The organism is Streptomyces sp. NPDC004610 (assembly GCF_040609715.1).
In the GTDB taxonomy this organism is placed as follows: Bacteria; Actinomycetota; Actinomycetes; order Streptomycetales; family Streptomycetaceae; genus Streptomyces.
The window spans coordinates 164,214-184,234 of sequence record NZ_JBEXLA010000005.1; the positions used below are offsets into that span (position 1 = coordinate 164,214).

Below are 20,021 nucleotides of genomic sequence, written 5' to 3' on the forward strand. Positions count from 1 at the left end.
ACGCCGGTGACGACGGAAGGGCGCTGGGTCATGGACGAGTTCGCGAGCGCCAGACTGGTGGCGCTGGTCCAGCGGTCGCTGGCCGCCGAGGGGATCCGGGCCGTCGCGCCCACCGGTGCCGGCGCACTGCTGCCGTTCGAGGCGAAGCGGCGGTTCCTGCGGGAGGTCGCGCGGGACCATGGGCTGCCGCCGCTGCTGCGGGCCGGTTCCCTGATGGCGGCCAGCCCGTCCGACCCGGCCGTATCGGCGCTGCTCGGCGCGGTCGGCCCCACGGACCTGCTCGCCCGCTGGCAGCGACTGGAACGCTTCACCCACTCACGGCACCGGGTGGCGGTCCGCGAATCCGGTCCGGGGCATCTCGTCGCCGAGCACCTGGGACCGCCCGCCCAGCCGCCCGAACCCGCCGAGGACGCCCTCGTGCTCGGCGTCCTCGCCGCACTGCTCACCCTGACCGGCGCCCGGGACCTCACCGTCGGCGCCGGACCCGGAACGCCGGTCACCGTCTTCGCGCAGGGCGCCGTCACCACGGCACCGCCCCGGCACGGCGGCGGCCTCTGGCACTTCACCTGGTCCGGCACCGCCCCACCCGCACCCCCGCGCACGACGGAACACCGCCCCGACGACGCCGTCACCCGCACCCGGGACCTGCTCGGCACCGATCTCGCCCGGCGCTGGACCCTCGCCGCCCTCTCCACCGAACTGGGCCTGCCCGTACGGAGTCTTCAACGGCGGCTGACGGACGTCGGCGGCTTCAGCGGCCTCCTCGGCGAACTGCGCACCGAGGCCGCCGCCGCGCTGCTCCTGCACAGCGCCCACAGCATCGGCCTCATCGGCTTCGCCTGCGGCTACGCCGACCAGCCCCACTTCACCCGCCACTTCCGGCTCCGCACAGCGATGACACCGGCGGCCTACCGGTCCGCGTTCCAGCGGTCCGGGATGGAGGGCGCGGGGCCCCGAGCATGAGGCCGTCCGGCGCGGGGGAGCGAAGGGTCGCCCAGGGTGCGAGGCCGTCCGGCGTGGAGGAGGAGCGCCGGGTCGGAGGTACGAGGCCGTCCGCCACGGGGGAGCGGAGGGCCGTCCGGCGTACGAGGCCGTCCGGCGGGGCGGCGGCGAAGGGGACCCCGGGCATGCGGGTCCCTCCCCGCCCCCATCCAAGAACCAGCGAGGAGAGAGACCGCGTGAAACTCACCGGCACAACCGTGCTCGTCACCGGCGGAGCCCGTGGCATCGGCAGAGAGCTGACCCGGCAACTGGTCGGGCTCGGCGCGCATGTGGTGGCCGTGGGCCGCGCGCCCGGCCCGCTCGCCGCCCTGCGGGCCGAGTACGGCGACCGGGTGTCCACCGAGGCCGTCGACCTCTCCGACCCGGACGCCGTCGACACCCTGGCCGATGAGCTGCCCGACCGCCACCCCGGCCTCTCCGTCGTCATCAACAACGCCGGGGTGCAGCATCTCAGCGACTTCCTCACCGCCGACCCGCGCCAGGCGCGACCGGTGCTGCGCCGGGAACTGGCGGTCAATCTGGACGCCGTCATCTCCCTCTCCACCGGGCTGCTTCCCCACCTCGGCGCGCACTCCGCCGCCGCGATCGTCAACATCACCAGCGGACTGGCCATCGTCCCGAAACCGTCGGCGCCCGTGTACTGCGCGGCCAAGTCGGCGGTCCGGACGTTCACGCGGTCGCTGCGCTACCAGTGCGAGGACGGGGCGCCGCACATCCGGGTGATCGACGCGATCCTCCCGCTCGTCGACACTGAGATGACCGAGGGCCGCGGCCGGGGCAAGATCAGCCCGGCGCGGGCGGCCCACGCGGTGATCGAGGGCATCCGCCGGGACCGGACGGAGATCTATGTCGGCAAGGCGCGGCTCCTGCCGTCCCTGATGCGTCTGTCGCCGTCGCTGGGTTACCGGATCCTGCGCCATGGCTGAGACCCCGCCCACCGCCCCCGCGCAGGCCGTCCCGACCGGATCCGGGGTCATCGCCCAGACCCCGCCCACCGCCCCCGCGCAGGCCGCCCCGTCCGGAACCGGCCCCCCGCCCGAGACCGCGGCCACTCTCCCCGGGCAGGAGCCCGCCACCCTCTCCGAATCCGGCCCCCCACCCAACCCTCCGCCCACCACCCCCGGCCACGAGCCCACCACCCCGACCCGTACCGTACGGCTGCTCCTGCGGCTCGACCGGGCCGCGCACCGACGGGGGTTCCTGCCCGCCCTCGCCGTCTTCCCGCTCAGCGACTACGTCCTGCCGGTCCTGCCCAATCAGATGCTGCTGATGGGGTTGTCGGCGCTCCACCCCCGGCGCTGGCGGGTGATCGCCCTGACGTTCGTCGGCGCGTCGGTGCTGGGTGCCTTCCTGGTGGCGACCGCCGTCCACGCGGCCGGGCCCTGGCTGCTGGACGCGGTGGGCGCCGTCGCCCCCGGTCAGGCGGAACTGAGGGAGGTGGCCGGGCAGGTGGAGCGGCACGGCGGCTGGGCGCTGGCCGCGCTCGCGCTGCTGCCATGGACACCCCGCGCGGCGGTGGTGATGTGCGCGCTGGCCGGGATACCGCCCTGGACCGTCGCCCTGGCCGTCCTGGCGGGCCGCCCGCTCCCCGTCACCCTCCTCGCCCTGACCGGGGCGAAGGCCCCGCGCCTGCTGCGCAGATCGGGCCGGGTCGACCGGGTGCTGAGGGAGGTGGAGGCACGGCGGACGGGACCGGCCTGAGCCGCTGGAGCGAGCGAGGGGGCACGGGGGCACGGGGGCATCAGCATCAGCCGGCGGCGGCGGAGCCGACCCCACCTGCGATCAGCGCGCGGCCTCCCCATGCCACGGCCGCAGGACCATCCCCGAGCCTGAGCCATAGCCCGAGCCCGAGTCATAGTCCGAGCCCGAGCCATAGCCCGAGCCATATCCATAGCCATAGCCCGAGTCCTCCTCCGACGCCGCCACCATGGCGAAGGGGAACCGGTCCAGCTCAAGGCAGAGCGCGATGTCGTCGGCATGCACACCCTGACGCACGCCCTGCGCCAGCTCGGCCGCCGCGCGGGACCCGGCGGCGCGGCGCAGGAACCCCGCCGCGTCCGTCACGGCCCCCGTGGCCCGGCCCGCGATGTACTGGGCGCAGGCCAGGTCCTCGTCGGCCCGCCCGCCCTCGCCGGTGACTACGAAGGTGACGTCGTCGCACCCGCGGGTCCGCAGCAGCCGGGCCGTCGCCTCCGCCACCACGAAACCGGCGCACAGCACCAGTGACGCCTCCCGCACGGCGAGGGCGCCGACCGTGCCCGCGGTGGTCTTCTGGACGACGGTCCGGCCGCCGAGGTCGGCGGAGCGCAGCAGGCCCGGGGAGTTGACGGCGTCGAACCCGGGCGCGGGCGGGCCGTCCTTGAGCGCCACCCAGTCCGGATGACGGGCCTTGAGCGCCAGGGCCTCGTCCAGCGACCCGGCGAGCACGATCCTCTCCGCCCCCCTGGCGAACGCCCAGGCTGCCACGGTGAAAGCCCGCATGACGTCGACCACCACCGCCACGGAGGGGGCTTCGGTCAGCTCTTCGATACCGAGGAAACGAGCGTCCATGACGATCATGATGGCGTACACCGGCCCAAGAAACCCCGCCATTTGGCGGGGCCCGCCCCCTCCCTCCCCGCCACCTGCGGGTTACCGCCCGCCGCCCGGTTGTCAAGACTGGAGGTGTCGATCCACTGGCGATCGACTGGCGGTCCACTAGCGATCCACTGCCGATCCAACGAACGAACGTCCGCGCGCAAAGGGGAGAACGATGGCCGACGAGACGACGACGCCGAGTCCACTGGGTGAAGTGACCCGCCGACCGCCGCTCGACCCCGAACTGACCGCCACGCTCGATGTCCTGCGCGCGCTGCTGCCCGACCTCGGCGCTCTGACGCCCGAGACCCTCCCGGCGGCCCGCGCGGAACTGGACCGGATCCGCGCCGAGCATCAGGAAGCGCCGGATCTGACGGCGGGCGGCAAGGTGAAGGTCGAGGAGCGCCGGGTCCCCGGTCCCGCGAACGCCCCCGACATCGCCCTCCTCATCCTGCGTCCCGCCGAGGACGTCGGACCCCGCCCCGCCCTCTACTTCATGCACGGCGGCGGCATGATCATGGGCGAGCGGGCGGAGGGCGTCGAGGAGTTCCTGCCCTACGTCGCCGAGGGCCGGGCCGTCGTGGTGTCGGTCGAGTACCGGCTCGCCCCCGAGCACCCCGACCCCGCCCCCGTGGAGGACTGCTACGCCGGACTGGTGTGGACCGCACGCAACGCCGCCGAACTGGGTGTGGACCCCGCGCGGCTGATCGTCGCCGGGAGCAGCGCCGGCGGGGGACTCGCCGCGGGCATCGCCCTCCTGGCCCGGGACCGCGGCTACCCGGCGATCGGCCACCAGATCCTGGTCTGCCCGATGCTCGACGACCGCTTCCAGACGCACAGCAGCCGGATGCTGGACGGCGAGGGCACCTGGGACCGCGACGCCAACCTCTTCGGCTGGACATCCCTGCTCGGCGACCGCCGCGGCGGCCCCGATGTCTCCCCCTACGCCGCCCCCGCCCGCGCCGAGGATCTCACCGGCCTGCCCCGGGCCTACCTCGACACCGGCTCGGCGGAGGGCTTCCGCGACGAGGTCCTCGCCTATGCCACCCGGCTGTCCCAGGCCGGTGTCAGCGTCGATCTGCACATGTGGGGCGGCGGCTTCCACGGCTTCGACGAGATGGCCCCGCACGCCGCCGTCTCCCGCGCCTCCCTCGCGGCCCGGGACGAGTACGTCCGCCGAGCCCTGGAGGACTGAGCCCCGCCCGTCCGGGCCGGTGGCACCGCCGTCGCCGCGGGCCGGGGATTGGCGCCCCGGCCCCTCGCGGAGCCATAGTGACCGGACACGAGGAGGTTCGGGTGCGTGATCTCATCGGACGGCTGGAGGTCGTCGACGACACGGCGGCGGGCGCACTGCGGGTCATCGACCACTTCGACAGCCTGGTCGAGCAGCGCGCCCCGCTCGCCGCCGTGGTCCGCGCGACCGCCGCGCTCGCCGGCTGCCCGGCCGGGTTCCACGACGCGAGCCGCGCCCTCACCCGCCGCTATGACGCGTCCGGCCGTCAGCTCACCGGCGACGACGGCCGGTCCTGGCCCCAGGCGCCCGTCCCGTTCCGTCCCGGCTCCGCGGTGTGGCTGGAGCGCCCCGGCCCGCCCCGCCCGCTGGACGCCCTGCTCCTGGAGCGCGCCGCCCGAGCCCTCCACGCCCTGGCCGCGCCGGTCCCGCCCTCGTCCGCCGAGGCGGTACGGATCGTCTGCGACCCGGAGGCACCGGAGAGCGACCGCCGTGACGCGGCGGCCCGCCTGGGCCTCACCGGCACCGGTACCGTCACCGTCGCTGTCGCGGTCGCTGTCGCCGCGGTGGCGCCGGACGACGCGACCGGCGGCCCGGCCGGCCTCACCGCTCTCGTCGGCCGCCACACCGTCTCCCTGTTCCCCGGCATCCCCGCCCTGCCCGCCACCCTGCGGGCCGGTACCGCGACGGCCGTCGATCCGTCCCGGCTGCCCGAGGCCGCCGAACGGGCCCGCCTCGCCCTCCGGCTGACGGACCGCCCGGACGGCCCCGGCCCGTCCCTCGTCGCCCACGACGACCTCGGCGCCCTCACCGCCCTCGCCGAACGGATCACCCCACCGGAAGCGGCCGAGGTCGAGGACGTACGGCGACTCGACGGTCTGCTGACCACCCGGCCCTGGGTCGTCGACACCCTCCAGGCCGTCCTGGACCAGCCCAGTCTGCGCCGGGCCGCGAACATCCTGCACATCCACCACTCCACCCTCCAGGAACGGCTGACCTGGCTCACCCCGCGCCTCGGGTACGCCGTCACCCACTCCGGCGGACGCCAGCGCGCCACCGCCGCCGTACTGCTGTGGCGCCTCGCCCACAGCGAGGATCAGCACCACTCAGGGTCGCGCTGATGCCTCGCCGGGCGGGGGCGGTCGCCCCGGCTGCGGGGGACGGCACCCTGGTGCCGGGGTGCGGGAGGTGACCGGGCCCAGCCCGGTGTGGTGGAGAACGGCAGCGTCGTCCCGCTCGGCGTCGATGCCCCGACCGACCCGCTCACGCCCACCGGCCTGAGCGGGCCGCCGTGCCCTCGCCCCCGATGTCGGCCTTCCACCGGCCCGGCGGCCCGCTCAGGCCGGACCCGGGTGGCCCTGGTGGATGAACGGGGCCCAGGCGGCGGGGTGGTCCAGCCGAGGGCCCTGGTTCAGGACGGCGAGCAGATCGTCGCCGAGTGAACCGGGGTTCTTCCGCCCGGGGTCGAGCATCCACATCTGCGCCGCCCGGAGCGCGTCCACGGGACTGAGCCCCGCTACGGACACATGGTGGTGGAACACGGCCATCATCAGCGCCGAGGCGGAGTCCCGGGTGGCCCACCGCGACCCCACCACATCGCGCGCGCCGACCGCCACGAAGGCCGTCGTCAGGGTGAGCGCCTCGTCGTGGTCGCGGGTGCTCAGATCGGTCTCGCAGGCACTCAGCACCACCAACGGCCCATCGGGCGGGGCCTGTTCCCCCGCACGGCTGCCGAGCAGCCGGGACACGGTCAGCCGCCCCGGGGACGACTCCGCCTCCCCGTCCCCCGGCGGCTCGGGGTCGGCCAGTTGCAGCGCGGACGCGGTGGGACTCATGCCCGCCGAGCCATGGCAGGCCACATGGACCAGCGACGGGGTGCCGCCGAGGACGGCGAGCAGATCGTCGGGCGTCCCGGCGGCCTCCGGCTCCACCGGGAGGTCGAAGAGGTCCCCGTACAGCCGCGCCCCCGGATACAGGTTCCGGTGCAGCGCGGCGACCTCCAGCTCCGCGTGCGGCAGGCTCAGGCTGGGATCGGCGACCAGGACGGGATCGGCGGCCGGGGCCCGCCGGTCGCGGCGGACCGTGTCGAGGTACTGCCGTCCGGACGCCGCGTAGCTGAACACGATCACCTCGCACACGTACCGGTGCGGTGCCCCGGCGGGCAGCCGGGCCGCGTGCCACGGCACGATCCCGAGGCGCCCGCACGGCACCAGCACGATCCTGGGCGGGCCCGGACGGTTCCTGCGCCGGTTCTCGTTGGCGGCGAGCCGCTCCGCGACACCGCTCATCACGGGCCCGATCATCGCCCCGGTCGCCCAGTCGCACAGCGCGTCCAGGGCCCCCTCCCACGCCCGCTCGGCCCCGGTGTCGCCGGGGCGGGACTGGTAGTCGGCGGCGGCGTCGAGATAGCGCTCCAGCGGGCCGCTGTGCTCCCCGGACAGCAGCGGCAGCGCCCGTACGCCGGTGCCGATGTCCGGGCCCACCACGATCGCCATGCCCGGTGCGGAGCCCTCCCCGGCCAGCAGATAGACCAGGGCGTCCGCGTCGCCCCGCGCCACCCCGGCCTTCAGCTCCTCCACCGTCGGCGTACGGAACAGCGCGCCGCCCGGATCGCGGTGCCCCAGGGCCATCAGCACCCGGCGCCGCAGGGAACTGGGCAGCTCCCGGGGCAGTCCGCCGGGCTCCCCGGTGTCACCGGCACCCGAGGTCCGCCACTCCCCGGCGAGCTCGTGATGGCCCCGGGACTCCAGCAGTTCGGGCACCGCCCGCGAGGTGGCCGCCGCCTGGAGCACCAGCGCCCGGCCGAGCTCCAGCGCGGCCACGGCATCCTCGGCGCGGCCCTGGGACGCCGCCCAGACCGCGGCGCGGATGCCCCGGTCGGCGCCGGTCCGCGCGGTCATCAGACCGTGGTCGGGCCCGGACTGGAGGACGACATCACCGGCCAGCGCCTGGAGCGACTCCAGGGCCGCGTCCGTCGCGGCGGTCCCGTCCGCCGGGTCCCGGGTACGGCTCAGCCGCAGCCGGTGGTTCTCCGCGAGCTGCCAGAGCGCCGGTGCGGCGATCTGCGGGAACAGCCCCTGCCGGACCCGGTCGCGGACCTGCTCCAGCTCGCGGATGGCGTTGTCCAGGTCGGCCGGGTCCCGGGTGGCCTGGTGGCGCAGTGTGGACGAGAGAGCGGAGAGATAGCGGGTGCTGGTATCGGCGTCGGAGGGCGGCGGCACGTACTCGGGCAGTCGTTCCGGCGCCTCGCCCATGACGGCTCCGGCGGTGAGCAGCGCGTCCCGGAAGCCGGTGAGCAGCCCGCCGGGGATGCCGAGCGAACCGTCGGACATCGCGGCGAGGGGCTCCAGTTGGTGATCGATGCCGCGCTGGACCACCCCGGGGTCCCGGGTGTGGGTGCCGAGGCCGGTCAGCGCGGTGCCCAGGGCGAGCCGCACGATCGGCCGGAACGGGTGACCGTCCCCGACGGACCGCTCCAGCGCCTCCAACTCGGCCACCAGCGAGGTCAGTTCCCGCACATCCGCGGCCTCGTCCGCGGCGCGCACCCGGGCCAGCAGATTCATCGTCCGGTCGCCGATGACGATCCCGGCGGCCTGGGGATCGGTGGCCGCCTGGTCGGTGAAGTACCGGGTCACCGCCTCCGCGTGGCGGTCGGCGGCATCCAGGTCCTGACGGCTGCCGCCGAGCGGCTGGCCGGCCTGGAGCGTCAGCCGGATCAGGGTCTCGATCTCGGGCGACCGGGCATGGCCCTCCGGCAACCCGTCCAGCCCCGTGCCCAGCCGCTGGAGCAGTCGGCTCAGCTCCTCCGGGTCACCGGTACGCAGTGCGTCGGTGGCGCCGAGCATGGTGGCCAGCCAGGAGGCGGTGACGGTGGAGTCGGGGTCGGACACAAGGGGATTCGGCGTACCGGGGGCCGATCCCGGCGTCGCCGGGGGCGCCTCCCCCGCGCCGCCGCTCGCCGTGCCCGCTTCCTCCGGCGGGTCGGGCAGACCCTTCGCCAGGTTCAGCAGCAGACGCAGCTGATCGGTGAAGGGGAGGTCCGGCGGCAGCATGCCCAGCAGGGTCTGCGGGTCGGAGATCCCGAACTCGGCGATGTGGGAGAGGAGTTCCTGGGTCTTGTCGAGCTTCTCCCGCAACTCCGGCGGCACCGGCAGCCGGGCCGCCTCCGCGGCCAGCGCGGACAGCCGGGCCGCCTCGTCGTCCGACGCGCCCGCCGACTGCCCCATCACCCGGTCGAAGACGGGCCAGAAGTCCGGCTCCGTGCCCGGCGGGCCGACCGGCGCCGAGATGTCCGTGACGACCAGCAGATGCATCGCCGCCCACTGCCGGTCCTGCTCCGACACCGCCGCGCCGGACGGGGTCGAGGGGTCCCGTGCCTCGTTCAGCAGACGCTGCGCCCGCGCGCGGTCCGCCGTACTGCCGTTCCCCGTGGCGAACCGCAGGGCGAGCAGCGCGCCGAGGCGCACGGTGACCGCGCCGAGCAGCTCCGGATCGCCGTCCAGGAGGTCCCGCAGATGCGAGAGTTCGGTCACCAGCTCCTCGAAATCGTCCGCGGACGGCTTCTCGTCGCGGGTCCGGCCGATCAGCCGGGCCGCCCGCTCGGTCGCGTCGGCGGCCCAGAGCCGCAGTCCCCGGACGCCGCCGCCCGGCTCGTCGTCGTTCACCGTGCTCATGTGCCTCTCCCTGTTCGCCGCGCGCGGGCCGCCGGGCGCCGGGCCGGGGCAACCGCGTCCACCGGCCCGGCCCGGCCCACCCACTCCCGTCGCACGCACATGATGGCTCCGCGGCCGGTACCGGGGCGCGATGAACCGGTCAACTCCCTTGAGACAACCGGAATTCGGCCAGGACACGCCCTCCCGTGGTGGGCGAGTGGTCGGGGCCGGGTCGAACGCCGGTCGTTGTCCGGGCCGGGTGTTCCATGCCGCCGGGCGCGCTGCTTCCCTGGTGACGAGGGGAAGACCGGACGCGCTACGGAACGAACGACAGTGAGAGGAGGAGAACGGTGGACCTCGGTGATGCGAGCGCGCTGGCGGCCACGGTCGTCGGTGTGGCCGGGACGCTGCTGTCCGCGCTGCTGACCCAGCGCGCGGCGGACCGCGGCAGACTGGGTGAACTGGAGCGCGCGGAGGTGCTCCAGGACCAGCGCAGCGAGACCCAGGAACTGCGGTTGTGCTACGTGGCGCTCAACCGGGCGGGCCGGCAGTATCTGGCCGCGCTCACCGACCAGTTGCACGCGCTGGGCCGCACCGAGGAGCCACGTTCCGTGCAGGAGCGCCTGACCGAGGCGCGCGACCGGTACCGGGAGGTCTACGCGGAGGCCCAGCTGCGGCTGCCGCAGGGTGTGCTGGAGTCCGCGGGGGGAGTCAGCCATGACCTGGGGGTCGTGTACGGCATGGTCCGGCGGCTGGACGAGGGGGGCCCGAGACAGGGCGACTCGCCCACCGCCGTGAAGGAGGGCATCGACGCGCTGTGGGACCGGCTGCGGGCGATGCGGGGCGAGATGCGCGCCGATCTGGGCGCTTCCCGGGCGGATTCCGGGCGTTGAACCCCGGATCCGCGAGGAAGGGGGACCCAAGGGCCGTGGGGTCGGCATAGTACGGATCGGTACGGGGGTCCGATCCGTACGGTCCCGACGAGACGGAGAGGCAGGGGTCGGTGGGCGACGAGGAGTCCGGCGGAGTGCTGGGCCTGCGGCTCTGGGCGTCGGACGCGGTGGCGCGGGCGAGGCGGATGGCGCCGTGGGAGGGGAACGGCGCCGCCCCGCCCCCCGCGTTCGGCGACGCGACGGTCGCCGAACTCGACGGTCTGCTCGGCCTCCTGGACCAGGATCCCGGCCCGCGCGCGGCGGTGAGTGTCTGGCTGGCGGGGGCGCTGACCCTCCGTCACGCCGAGGGGGGCGGCACGCCACAGGACCGCGCGCGGGCGGAACGGCTCCTGCGGGAGGCCCGCGACCGGGGGACGGCGCTCGGCGCGGCGGTGAGCGACGAGGACCGGCGATGGGCGGCGTTCTTCCTGCTGCCGTACGTGGTGCCGTGGTCGCCGGGGCACGGCGGGGCCGGGCCGGAGCCCGACCTGCCCGGGTTCCTGGCACAGGCGGCCCGCCGGGGCCCGGACGGGATGACGGCCCTGGCGGCGGAGATCGGCACCCTGACGGGGGAGGTGCTGGAGCTGCCGCTACCGGCCGGGTTCCTGGGCGGGCTGCGGCGGATGAGGGATCTGTTCGCTGTGACGTCCGGGACTGGGACCGAGGCTGGGGCTGGGACCGGGGCTGGGGCTGGGGCTGGGACCGAGGCTGGGGCCGGGGTCTCCGCGCCACCGCCGCGCGTGACGGGCGTTCCCCGCTCCGGCACCGGCGGCCCTTCTGCTACGGACGGCCCCTCCGGTCCGGGCAGCCGCGAGGAGACCGGCCGCGAAGAGACCGGCCCCGAGCAGACCAGGCCCGAAAAGGCCGGCCCCGACCACCCCGCGCCCGACCACCCCGACGATCAGCATCGCCCACCCCCACCCCCACCCCCATCCCCGGAACTCCCCGACCTTTCCGACCTCCCGAACCTCCCCGACCTCGCCCGGATCGCCGACGCGCTCGGTGTCGTCGGCGGTACCACCGCCCGTCTCGACGAGGTGCTCAGAAGAGGTGACCGGGACGAACTCAACCGCATGCTCGCCGAGTTGCGCTCGGTCGAGGACATGCCGCTGCCCGGACCCGACCCCACCTCCGCCATGGCGAGCATCCGCGCGCTGCTGCTCGCCATCAGTCCCGCCGTCGGCGGCACCTACCAGGACCGGGCGGCGGGCCGCGCCCATGTCGACACGGTCGTCGCCCATATGGAGAGCATCGCCGCGTCGCCGCCACCAGGGGTCGGCGACCCCACCGTCATGGGCCGCGCGTTCTCCCTCTACAGCCGGATCCTCGAAGCGGGGGAGACGGAGGACGTGACCCGTCTGCGTGAGCTGGTCGAAGAGGCCGAGGCACTGGACGAGGCGGTGCCCGAGGACGCTCAGTGGCGCTTCGCGGTGCGCTTCTGCCTCGGTGCCGCCTACGGCAGGCTGGGTGCCGTCACCCGTGACGAGACACTGCTGCTGCGGTCCCTGCCCCACCTCCAGCAGGGCATCACCGACGCCCGGGAGAGCGATCTGCCCTTCGCTGACGGGGCGGCCCGGCTCGATCTGCCGACGCCGGACCTCGATCTGATGCGCGCGGGCCTCAGCCGGGACCGGGAGGCCGTGCCCGGCGAGCCCCCGCCCGAACCCGGCGAGGGCGCCTCGGCCGAACGGCTCGACGTCCATGCCTCCACCCTGGGCATGCGGTTCTCCCTGACCCGCGATCCGGCCGATCTCGACCTCATGATCCGAGCCCTGGAGCGGATCCGCGACCTGGTCCGCGAGGGCGGCGCCCAGCGGATCGCCGCCGACTCGCTGTGGCACCTGGCCGAGGCGTACCAGGTGCGCCGGTCCCTGCGGGAGGACGCGGACGACACCGCCTTCCTGGACGCCGCCCAGGAGGCGCTGACCGCGCTGGCCGCCGACGTCCTGCTCCAGGCCGGGCCGGAGCACGGGCTGCTGGCGGCCCGGTCCGGGGCGAGCCGCGGGATCCAGGCCGCCCGCTGGGCGCTCGTCTGCGGTCGGGTGCACGAGGCGCTGGCCGCGCTGGAACTCGGCCGGGCCCTGGTGCTCCAGGCCGCCGCCACATCGTCGGCCGTACCGGAACTGCTCGAAGCGGCCGGGCACCACGGCCTCGCCGAGAACTGGCGGACGGCGGTCCGCACCGACGAGGCCACCGGACCGTCGCAGGGCGGCGTCCCCGGAGAGTTGCCCAGCACCCTGCGCCGCGCGGCGCTGGAAGCCCTGGGCTACCGGCAGCGGACCGGGTCCGGCGCCCCGTTCGCCACCCCCACCCTCGCCGAACTCTCCGACGCGGTCGCCGAGTCCGGCGCGGACGTACTCCTCTACCTGGTCCCCGGCGACGACGACCTCCCCGGCATGGTGATCGCGGTCGCCCCCCGCCTCGGCGCGGGAACGGGGGCGTTGCCGCTGCTGTGCGACTCCGGGAGCGGCCCGCTGGAGCGCTACCTCGACGCGATGGACGCCCATGGCGGTGACGTCCCGGCCGCCGGGGACGCCCGCGAGAACGCCCTCGCCGAGCTGTGCGACTGGGCGTTCGAGGTGCTCGGCCCGGTCCTCGGCGGCATCGAGGAGCGGCTCGGCTCCGCCGGGCGGCCCCTGCGGGCGGTCCTCGTCCCCTGCGGGCGCCTCGGGATCGTCCCCTGGCACGCCGCGCGCTTCCCGGGCGACGGCCCAACCCGCCGCCATCTGTGCGAGACGACCGTCATCAGCTACGCCGCCTCCGGCGCCCAGTTCCTGCGCACGGTCCGCCGCGCCCCGCGCCCGCCCGCTGCCCGCCCGGTGCTGGTGGCCGACCCCACCATGGACCTGGTCCACGCCGTGATCGAGGTGGCGGCCCTGCGGGACGCCTTCTACCCGCACGCCCGCCTGTGCGGCGAGGTCTACGACGAGCCCGAGGAGCGGCTCACCCCCGCCACCCCCGACACCCTCCTCGCCCTGCTCGGCGAGGGAGCCTCCCTGCTCCATGTCGCCGCCCACGGCTCGGCGGGCGTCCGCCCCACGGTCTCCGGGCTGCACCTGGGCGACCCCGGCACCGACGGCACCACCGCACCGGCCCACACCCTCACCGTGGCCCGGCTCCTCGCCCCGTCGGACGCCGCGGCCTCCGACGACGGCCCCCTGATCGTGCTCAGCGCCTGCGAGACCGACCTCAGCACCCGCGACCACGACGAGGCACTCACCCTCACCACCGCCTTCGTCTCCGCCGGGGCCCGGGATGTCGTCGGCTCGCGCTGGGCGACGGTGGACAGCGCGTCGGCACTGCTGATGGCGGTCTTCCACCACCGGCTGACCGTCGACGGGCTCACCCCCGTCGACGCGCTCAGGGCGGCACAGCTCTGGATGCTCGACCCGCGCCGCGAGAACCCGGGTTCGCTGACCGGCGAACTGCTCCGGGAGATGAACCGGCCCGGCCTCGACCGCATCGCCCTGTGGGCGGCCTTCGTCCACCAGGGCCACCCGGGCGGCACCGAGCCCCGGACGCAGCCCCACGCCCCACCCCCGAAGGAAGCGAGGCCAGGAACCATGACGCACGGCACGACAGAAGGAGGGGGGAACGCGTGAACGACGACGACGGTACGGGCGCGAGCGGCGACGCCGCCGGGCGGCTGCTCCGGCTGATCGCCGAGCACCGGGACACCGTCCGGGACGGGCTGGACGACACCCAGTACGCGCTGCTGGTCGAGCGGCTCACCGGGCTCGCGGACGCCGCGCCCGACGACCTCCGGGCGGTCCGCAAGGCACTCCAGGGCGTGCAACTCGCGCTGCTCCCGCTGCCGCTGGACCATCCGGTACGGGCCGCGGTGGATTCCGTACGGCTGCTGGCCGCGGCGCCCGGCCCGTCCACGGTGGCGGGGGCACGGGAGCTGATGGCGGCGATGGCCGCGACGGTGGCCGCCGGGCCGGTCCCCGGCGACGGCGGCAGCCCGCAGGAGCGGTTGCTGCAAGCACCCGCCCTCACCGCCGACGAGGCGCGCGCCCGCTGCGGCGACGCGGCACCGCCCCCCGAACTCATCCGGCTCAGGGACGGCCGGGGCGGCGACCGCTACCCCGAGTTCCAGTTCGGCGCGGGTGAGGGCAGTCCCCGCGCCGTGGTCCTGGAGGTCAACCGCGTGCTCTTCGCCGACCTCGACCCCTGGGGCGCCGCGGCCTGGTGGCTCAGCGGCAACAGCTGGCTGGGCGGCACCCCGGCGTCGCTGCTCGGCAGGCTGCCCGACGGGGAACTGGTCGGCGCGGCCACGGCACTGGCGGAGGGAGACTGATGAACGACTTCTTCCCCATGACACCGCTGGAACTGCGCCCCCATCGGGAGGTGATCCCGGCCGGTACCGAGGTGTGGCGGGTCCACAAGTCCAAGTACCCGGCGGACCAGTTCAACCCGAACCTCGCGGACCTCCACGACCATCTGTCGGGCAGCCGCTTCGACGGCACCGCACTGGACCCCTACCACTCCCTCTACCTCGCGGCCGACCCGACCACGGCCCTCGCCGAGAGCGTGCTGCGCTCCCGGCCCTACGATCCGCGCACCGGCACCCGGCTGATCCCCTGGATCACGGTCCGGGGGCGGTCGCTGACCGCGCTGCGCACCCGGTGCGCGCTGCGTCTCGTCACCCTGGTCGAGGAGCAGGACCTGGCCGCCGTCTGCCAGGACTCCACCCTGCTGGAGGACGAGCGCAACTATCCCCGGTCCCGGCGCTGGGCGAGCGAGATCCGCGCCCAGACACCCGACATCGTGGGCCTCGTCTGGCAGTCCCGGCGCAACCGGCCCCGGCGCGCGCTGGTCCTCTTCCACGACCGGGTCGGCGACTGCGCCGGCTGCGGGGGCACCCCGCTGGAGGCGGTGCCGGGCAGCGGGATGCCGGACCTCGGCTCGGACGCCGGGATCGACTGGGCGAACGCTCTCCTCGCACCGCTCCGGGCGGAGATCTCACGACCGGTCGGCGCGTAACCGGCGGGGCGGCGGGGCGCCGGGACAGCGGTCTTCGGTGCCGCTTCCGATGCCGTTTCCGGATCCGATGGCGGCGGGCCCCGCAGGGCCTTCGCCGACGTTTTCCGGATCCGGCGGTACCGCTTGTCCGGGTGTGAAACCTGCTGCCATCGTGAGTGGATGGCAACGAGCATTCCCGATCAGGCGGCACTGCACCACGACCTGAAAGAGGTCAGGCGGGCAGGTCTGGTACGGCTGCACGGACGGGCGTTACCCGCCCTGGAGGCCGCCGCGCGGACGGTGGCGAAGCAGACCCCCGGGGCGGCTTCCGGGGCGGCCCGGCCGCCGGGCGCCGCCGTGGAGGCGCTGCTGCGGCGGGTCGTCTCCGGCCTGGACGCCGGCACCCTGCGCACCGCCGCCGAGTACACCCTGGGTCTGGCCCAGGGCACCCGGGACTGGCCGGCCGCGTCCCGCCGGGCCAGGGCCGCCTCGGTCTACGGCGTGAGCGTGGAGCGGTTCCGCAAGGACCACGAGGTGATGGTGCTGGGTCAGATCGCCGAGCACATCGCGCTGCTGATGGCCGAGGCGACGGAGGCCGGTCCCGCCCCCGCGACCACGACCGGCGACGCGGTGCGGGCGGGCACCCACCGGACCGTGGCCGCCCGCGTCGCCGGACGCGCCGTGCCACTGACCCTCCATGTCCATCCGGTGGACCTGCTGCGCGATGTCGATGTGGTGGTCTCCCCGGCCAACGTCTACTTCGCACTGCCCAAGACCTACAAGTCATCGGTCGCCGCCTCGCTGCGGCGGTCGGCCGCCACGCGCGGGGTCACGGGTGAGGTCCTGGACGACCCGCTGCCCGCCGAACTGCGCGCCTGGGCCGACCGGCAGGGCACCGCGGGCCGCGCCGTCCTGCCCGGCACGGTGGTGCCCACCGGCACCGGGGCCCTGGCCGAGCAGGGGGTGCGGCGGATCTACCACGCGGCCGTCGCCGTCCCGAGAGCCGGCACCAACGACTACGACGTCCTGCCCGCCGACGTCACCCGGGCCACATCCCGGGCCCTGGCGCTGCTGGCCCGGGAGAGCGCCCGGCACGACCCGCCGCTGCGCTCCGTGTGCTTCCCGCTGCTGGGCTCGGGCCGCGGCGGACTCCCGTACCACATCAGCGTCGCCGCGATCTGGGCCGCGCTGGAGGCGGAACTGGCGCGCGGGGCGGACTGGGACCTGCACTTCGTGGTGCGCGGCCCCGAGGCGGCGGCGGCCGTGGAGCGCGTCCAGTCCACGATCCGCCCGTCCCGCGACCAACGACCGACCGGCTGACCCGCTGCAATGGAAGGGCGCCCGGATCCACGCGCGGACGAGAGCCCGCGCGCGGGCGCCCGGCGGAGCACGGGAGGTACCGGTGGTACAGGGGTGGTACAGGGTGGCACGAGGGGGACGCAGGGGAACGCGTTGGCGGTCAATTACTCCTATGCCAGGGCCAGTTGACCCCGTCTCCCCTACCGTATGCGCGTGAACGGCGGGATGCGGGACTGGGTTCTCGGGGCGCCGGGCCGGATCGTCACCTGGCCCGCGCCCGACGCATACGTACTGGTCGACGGGGTGCTGCTGCGGATGCGCCCGGACCGCCCGGGGACGGCCCCCGGCACGGAGGTCGTCGTGGGCCTCGCCCCTGACGGCCGCACCCTCCTGGCCCGCACCACCCCGCCGGGGAGCGCGGACGGGACGGAACACCCCGCGAACGAAGACGGGCACAGCACGCACGAAGACGGACACAGCACGCACAAGGACAGGCACAGCATGCACGAGGACGGACACACCACGGATGAGTGAGTACGGCATCGGGCTGGCGGAGGGCTACGACGAGCGGCAGCCCGTCGTCCTGCTCCTCGACACCTCGGCCTCCATGGGCCGGCCCGCCGAGCGGCCCCGGATCGACGAGCTGAACGAGGCGCTGGAGCGCTGGTTCGCCGAGGTCAGGGCGGAACCGAGGCTGCGCGCGCGGGTGGAGGTCTGTCTGATCGGCTTCGACTCACGGGTCCAGGTCTTCGACCCCGCCCAGGACCGGCTGGTGCCGGTCGGGGAGGCCCCGGCGGACCGGGTCTTCGTCCCCGTGGACCGGATGCGTCCGCCCCGGCTGGCGGCGGACGGGCTCACCCGGATGACCGACGCCGTGGAGACCGCCCTCGTCCTCGCCCGGGAACGCTACCGGGATTTGCAGGCCCGGCGGGTCCAGGTGCGGCGGCCCTTCCTGTGGGTGCTGACCGACGGCGCGCCCAGCGACGCCGACGGACAGCGGATGGAGCCCACCGCGCTGACCGCCACCGCCGAGCGGATCCGCCTCGGCGAGGAACGCGGCGAATGCGTGTTCCAGGCGGTCGGGGTGCGCGGCGCCGACCTTGAGCTGCTGCGGGTCCTCGCGCCCAAGGCGGCGCTGATGCTGGAGGGCCTGGACTTCAAGCAGATCCTCGAATTGATGTTCCAGAGCTCGGACCGCGTCAACCCCGACCAGTCCGCCGACGAGATCCACGGCCAGGTCGCCGATCTCGCCGCCCGGCAGCGACGGCTGCGCCTGCTGGAGGAGCGATACCAGTGATCGTCGCGGGGGCCGCCGTGCAGGGCACCGGGCATCTGGCGGCGGGACAGGGATGCCAGGACGCCTTCAAGGCGGTGGACCTGGGCGATGGCGCCGTGCTCGCCGTCGCGGACGGCGCGGGCGGCCGGGAGCGCAGCGCCCTCGGCGCGCACCTCGCCGTCGACACGGCCTGCCGGGTGCTCCGCGAGGACATCCCGGACGCGGACGACCCGCCGGGGACCTGGACCCGGTGGACCGCCCAGGCCGGCGCCCGGGTGGTCGCCGAGTACGTACGCGCCGTCACGGCCGTCCTGCCCGACACCCCGCCCGTCGATGTCGGCGCGCTCGCCGCCGTCCTGGCCGCCGCCGTCGTCCGGCCCCCCTGGGCGGCGTTCGTCTCGGTCGGCGACTGCTTCGCCACCCTGCTCACCCGGGAGGCGGCCGACCCGGACGGCGATCCCGCGCCCCGCGCCGAGCGCTGCCATCTCGTCCTGCCGCCACCCGAACCCGGCGGACCGGGACCGGTGTTCCTCTCCTCGCCCCAGGCCGCCCTGCGCGTCCGGACGTTCGCGGTCTGGGAACCCAGCCTCAGCGGAGTCGTCCTGGCCACCGACGGCTGCACCGCCCTCACCCTGGACCACCCCTCCGTCCACGGACTGCCCCCGGAAGCGGGGCCGGTGCCGTCCGAACGGTTCTTCGGCGGACTCAGCGCCACCCTCCGCGCCAACGGCGGCGACGCCGAACCCCTGCGCGCCCTGCTCTCCGGCCCGGCTGCGGCCCGCACCGGTGACGATCTGACCGTGCTGTGCGCCCTGGTGGAGGGGAGGTGACCATGGCCCTGATCGTGGTGTCCGGCACCGGCCGCGAATGGCGGCTCACCGACCGGATCGGCAGCGGCTCCGAAGGCGTCGTCTACGGCGTCGAGGACGCCCGCCCCCTGGTGGCCAAGCTCGTCCCCGACCCGCCCGACCCCGCCGCCTGCCGCCGCCGAATCGCCCGGCTGGCCAGGCAGCGCCGCGAACCGCGCACGGTACGGCTGCTCGCCGCGCGGCCGGTGCGGGTCGCCTGGCCGATGGTGGGCGTACGGACCAAGACCCGGGGCAGCGACGGCGCCGACGCGATCGACGGCTATGTCATGACCGACATGCGCCACGCGCACCGCCCGTTCGCCCAACTGCTCACCCCGGCCGCCCGCCGCGTCCTGCTGCCCGGCGCGACCTGGGCGACCGCGCTCGCCGCCGCCCGCTCACTGGCCCGGCTCCTCGCCGATCTGCACGCCGAGGGCTATGTGGTGGGCGACCTCAAACCCGACAACCTCTGGGTGGACGGCCGGGGCGAGGTCGGCATGGCCGATGTCGACTCCTGGCAGTTCACGGACGGCGGCGAACTCTTCCCGGGCCGCATGGGCACGCCGGGCTACACCGCCCCCGAACGGATCGGCCCCGCCGCCGGTACCCCGCCGGACCGGACCTCCGACGACTTCGTGCTCGCCGTCCTCGTCCACCAGCTCCTGATGGGCGGCCTCCACCCGTTCGCCGGCCACCCCGCCGACGGCGGCGACTACCTCTCCTACGACGACAACGTCCTGCACGGCCGCTGCCGCCTCCTCGACCGCACCTCGGTGCGGCTGCCCCGCTCCGCGCCGCCGGTCGATGTGCTGCCGCGCCGCCTGACCGGGCTGCTGCGCGACGCGTTCGGCGGGATCCGGCCCCCGGCGGAGGTATGGGCGCACGCCCTGGCCGCCGAGTCGGCCACGGGGCGCCTGCGGACCTGCGCGGCGGACACCCGGCATGTGTTCACGGTGGAACGGCCCTGGTGCCCCTGGTGCGATCTGGCCTACCGGCCGGGCGGGAGGTCGGCGGGGGATGGGGTGGCGCGGGGTGGGGTGGCGTCGGGCGGGTCGTCGTCGGGCGGTACGGCATCGGAGGGGGCGGCATCGGAGGGCACGGCATCCGACGGGACGGCATCGGGCGGCACGGGGAAGACGGAGGGGGGAGCCGGATGACCGGGGTGACGGGGGACAACGGGGACACCGGGGGGTCCGGGGCGACTGGGGGGTCCGGGGTGACCAGGGGCGGTAGGGCGGC

General features: G+C 75.3%; 16 protein-coding genes. 14 read left to right on the plus strand and 2 right to left on the minus strand.

The window, feature by feature from the left end:
* The first annotated feature begins 30 nt into the window (after positions 1-30).
* The 3 genes from ABZX40_RS07565 (at position 31) to ABZX40_RS07575 (ending at position 2,703) form a co-directional block, all read left to right on the plus strand.
* Positions 31-963: an AraC family transcriptional regulator gene (locus ABZX40_RS07565; RefSeq protein WP_355731011.1), complete on the plus strand. Its 933-nt coding sequence runs from the start codon at positions 31-33 to the stop codon at positions 961-963.
* Positions 964-1,178: 215 nt separating this feature from the next.
* The gene (locus ABZX40_RS07570) at positions 1,179-1,928 is read left to right on the plus strand and encodes an SDR family NAD(P)-dependent oxidoreductase (RefSeq protein WP_355731013.1); all 750 of its coding nucleotides are present in this window, start codon (positions 1,179-1,181) and stop codon (positions 1,926-1,928) included.
* Entirely contained in the window at positions 1,921-2,703 is a 783-nt protein-coding gene (locus tag ABZX40_RS07575) for a hypothetical protein (RefSeq protein WP_355731015.1), read from the plus strand. The genes ABZX40_RS07570 and ABZX40_RS07575 overlap by 8 nt, the downstream gene beginning before the upstream one ends.
* Positions 2,704-2,784: 81 nt before the next feature.
* Here the strand turns inward: ABZX40_RS07575 and ABZX40_RS07580 are convergent, their stop codons facing one another.
* Positions 2,785-3,552 carry a 2-phosphosulfolactate phosphatase gene (locus ABZX40_RS07580; RefSeq protein WP_355731017.1) on the minus strand — a complete coding sequence of 256 codons (768 nt, stop codon included), beginning with the start codon at positions 3,550-3,552 and terminating at the stop codon, positions 2,785-2,787.
* A gap of 202 nt (positions 3,553-3,754) precedes the next feature.
* Between ABZX40_RS07580 and ABZX40_RS07585 the strand changes: the two genes are divergently transcribed.
* Both ABZX40_RS07585 and ABZX40_RS07590 read left to right on the plus strand, forming a co-directional pair.
* Positions 3,755-4,774 carry an alpha/beta hydrolase gene (locus ABZX40_RS07585; protein ID WP_355731019.1) on the plus strand — a complete coding sequence of 340 codons (1,020 nt, stop codon included), beginning with the start codon at positions 3,755-3,757 and terminating at the stop codon, positions 4,772-4,774.
* A gap of 101 nt (positions 4,775-4,875) precedes the next feature.
* Complete coding sequence (locus ABZX40_RS07590) at positions 4,876-5,931, plus strand: PucR family transcriptional regulator (RefSeq protein WP_355731021.1); 1,056 nt, start codon at positions 4,876-4,878, stop codon at positions 5,929-5,931.
* Positions 5,932-6,147: 216 nt separating this feature from the next.
* Here the strand turns inward: ABZX40_RS07590 and ABZX40_RS07595 are convergent, their stop codons facing one another.
* Positions 6,148-9,483, minus strand: coding sequence for a CHAT domain-containing protein (locus ABZX40_RS07595; RefSeq protein ID WP_355731023.1), 3,336 nt, complete (start codon positions 9,481-9,483; stop codon positions 6,148-6,150).
* 329 nt (positions 9,484-9,812) lie between these two features.
* Here ABZX40_RS07595 and ABZX40_RS07600 point away from each other — a divergent pair, with 329 nt between their 5' ends.
* From ABZX40_RS07600 to ABZX40_RS07640, 9 genes are all read left to right on the plus strand, one after another.
* Positions 9,813-10,355: a hypothetical protein gene (locus ABZX40_RS07600; RefSeq protein ID WP_355731025.1), complete on the plus strand. Its 543-nt coding sequence runs from the start codon at positions 9,813-9,815 to the stop codon at positions 10,353-10,355.
* A gap of 110 nt (positions 10,356-10,465) precedes the next feature.
* Positions 10,466-13,996: a CHAT domain-containing protein gene (locus ABZX40_RS07605; protein ID WP_355731027.1), complete on the plus strand. Its 3,531-nt coding sequence runs from the start codon at positions 10,466-10,468 to the stop codon at positions 13,994-13,996.
* Positions 13,993-14,694, plus strand: coding sequence for a hypothetical protein (locus ABZX40_RS07610; protein WP_355731029.1), 702 nt, complete (start codon positions 13,993-13,995; stop codon positions 14,692-14,694). The genes ABZX40_RS07605 and ABZX40_RS07610 overlap by 4 nt, the downstream gene beginning before the upstream one ends.
* Positions 14,694-15,380 carry an RES family NAD+ phosphorylase gene (locus ABZX40_RS07615; protein WP_355731031.1) on the plus strand — a complete coding sequence of 229 codons (687 nt, stop codon included), beginning with the start codon at positions 14,694-14,696 and terminating at the stop codon, positions 15,378-15,380. The genes ABZX40_RS07610 and ABZX40_RS07615 overlap by 1 nt, the downstream gene beginning before the upstream one ends.
* 159 nt (positions 15,381-15,539) lie before the next feature.
* On the plus strand, positions 15,540-16,679 hold the full coding sequence (locus tag ABZX40_RS07620; protein ID WP_355731033.1) for a hypothetical protein: 1,140 nt from the start codon (positions 15,540-15,542) through the stop codon (positions 16,677-16,679).
* A gap of 192 nt (positions 16,680-16,871) precedes the next feature.
* Positions 16,872-17,192 (plus strand): hypothetical protein, encoded by a 321-nt coding sequence (locus tag ABZX40_RS07625; protein ID WP_355731035.1) that lies wholly within the window; start codon positions 16,872-16,874, stop codon positions 17,190-17,192.
* Positions 17,185-17,955, plus strand: coding sequence for a hypothetical protein (locus ABZX40_RS07630; protein WP_355731037.1), 771 nt, complete (start codon positions 17,185-17,187; stop codon positions 17,953-17,955). The genes ABZX40_RS07625 and ABZX40_RS07630 overlap by 8 nt, the downstream gene beginning before the upstream one ends.
* Entirely contained in the window at positions 17,952-18,764 is an 813-nt protein-coding gene (locus ABZX40_RS07635; RefSeq protein ID WP_355731039.1) for a protein phosphatase 2C domain-containing protein, read from the plus strand. Before ABZX40_RS07630 ends, ABZX40_RS07635 begins: the two co-directional genes overlap by 4 nt.
* Before the next feature lie 2 nt (positions 18,765-18,766).
* Entirely contained in the window at positions 18,767-19,939 is a 1,173-nt protein-coding gene (locus ABZX40_RS07640; RefSeq protein ID WP_355731491.1) for a hypothetical protein, read from the plus strand.
* Positions 19,940-20,021: the final 82 nt, after the last annotated feature.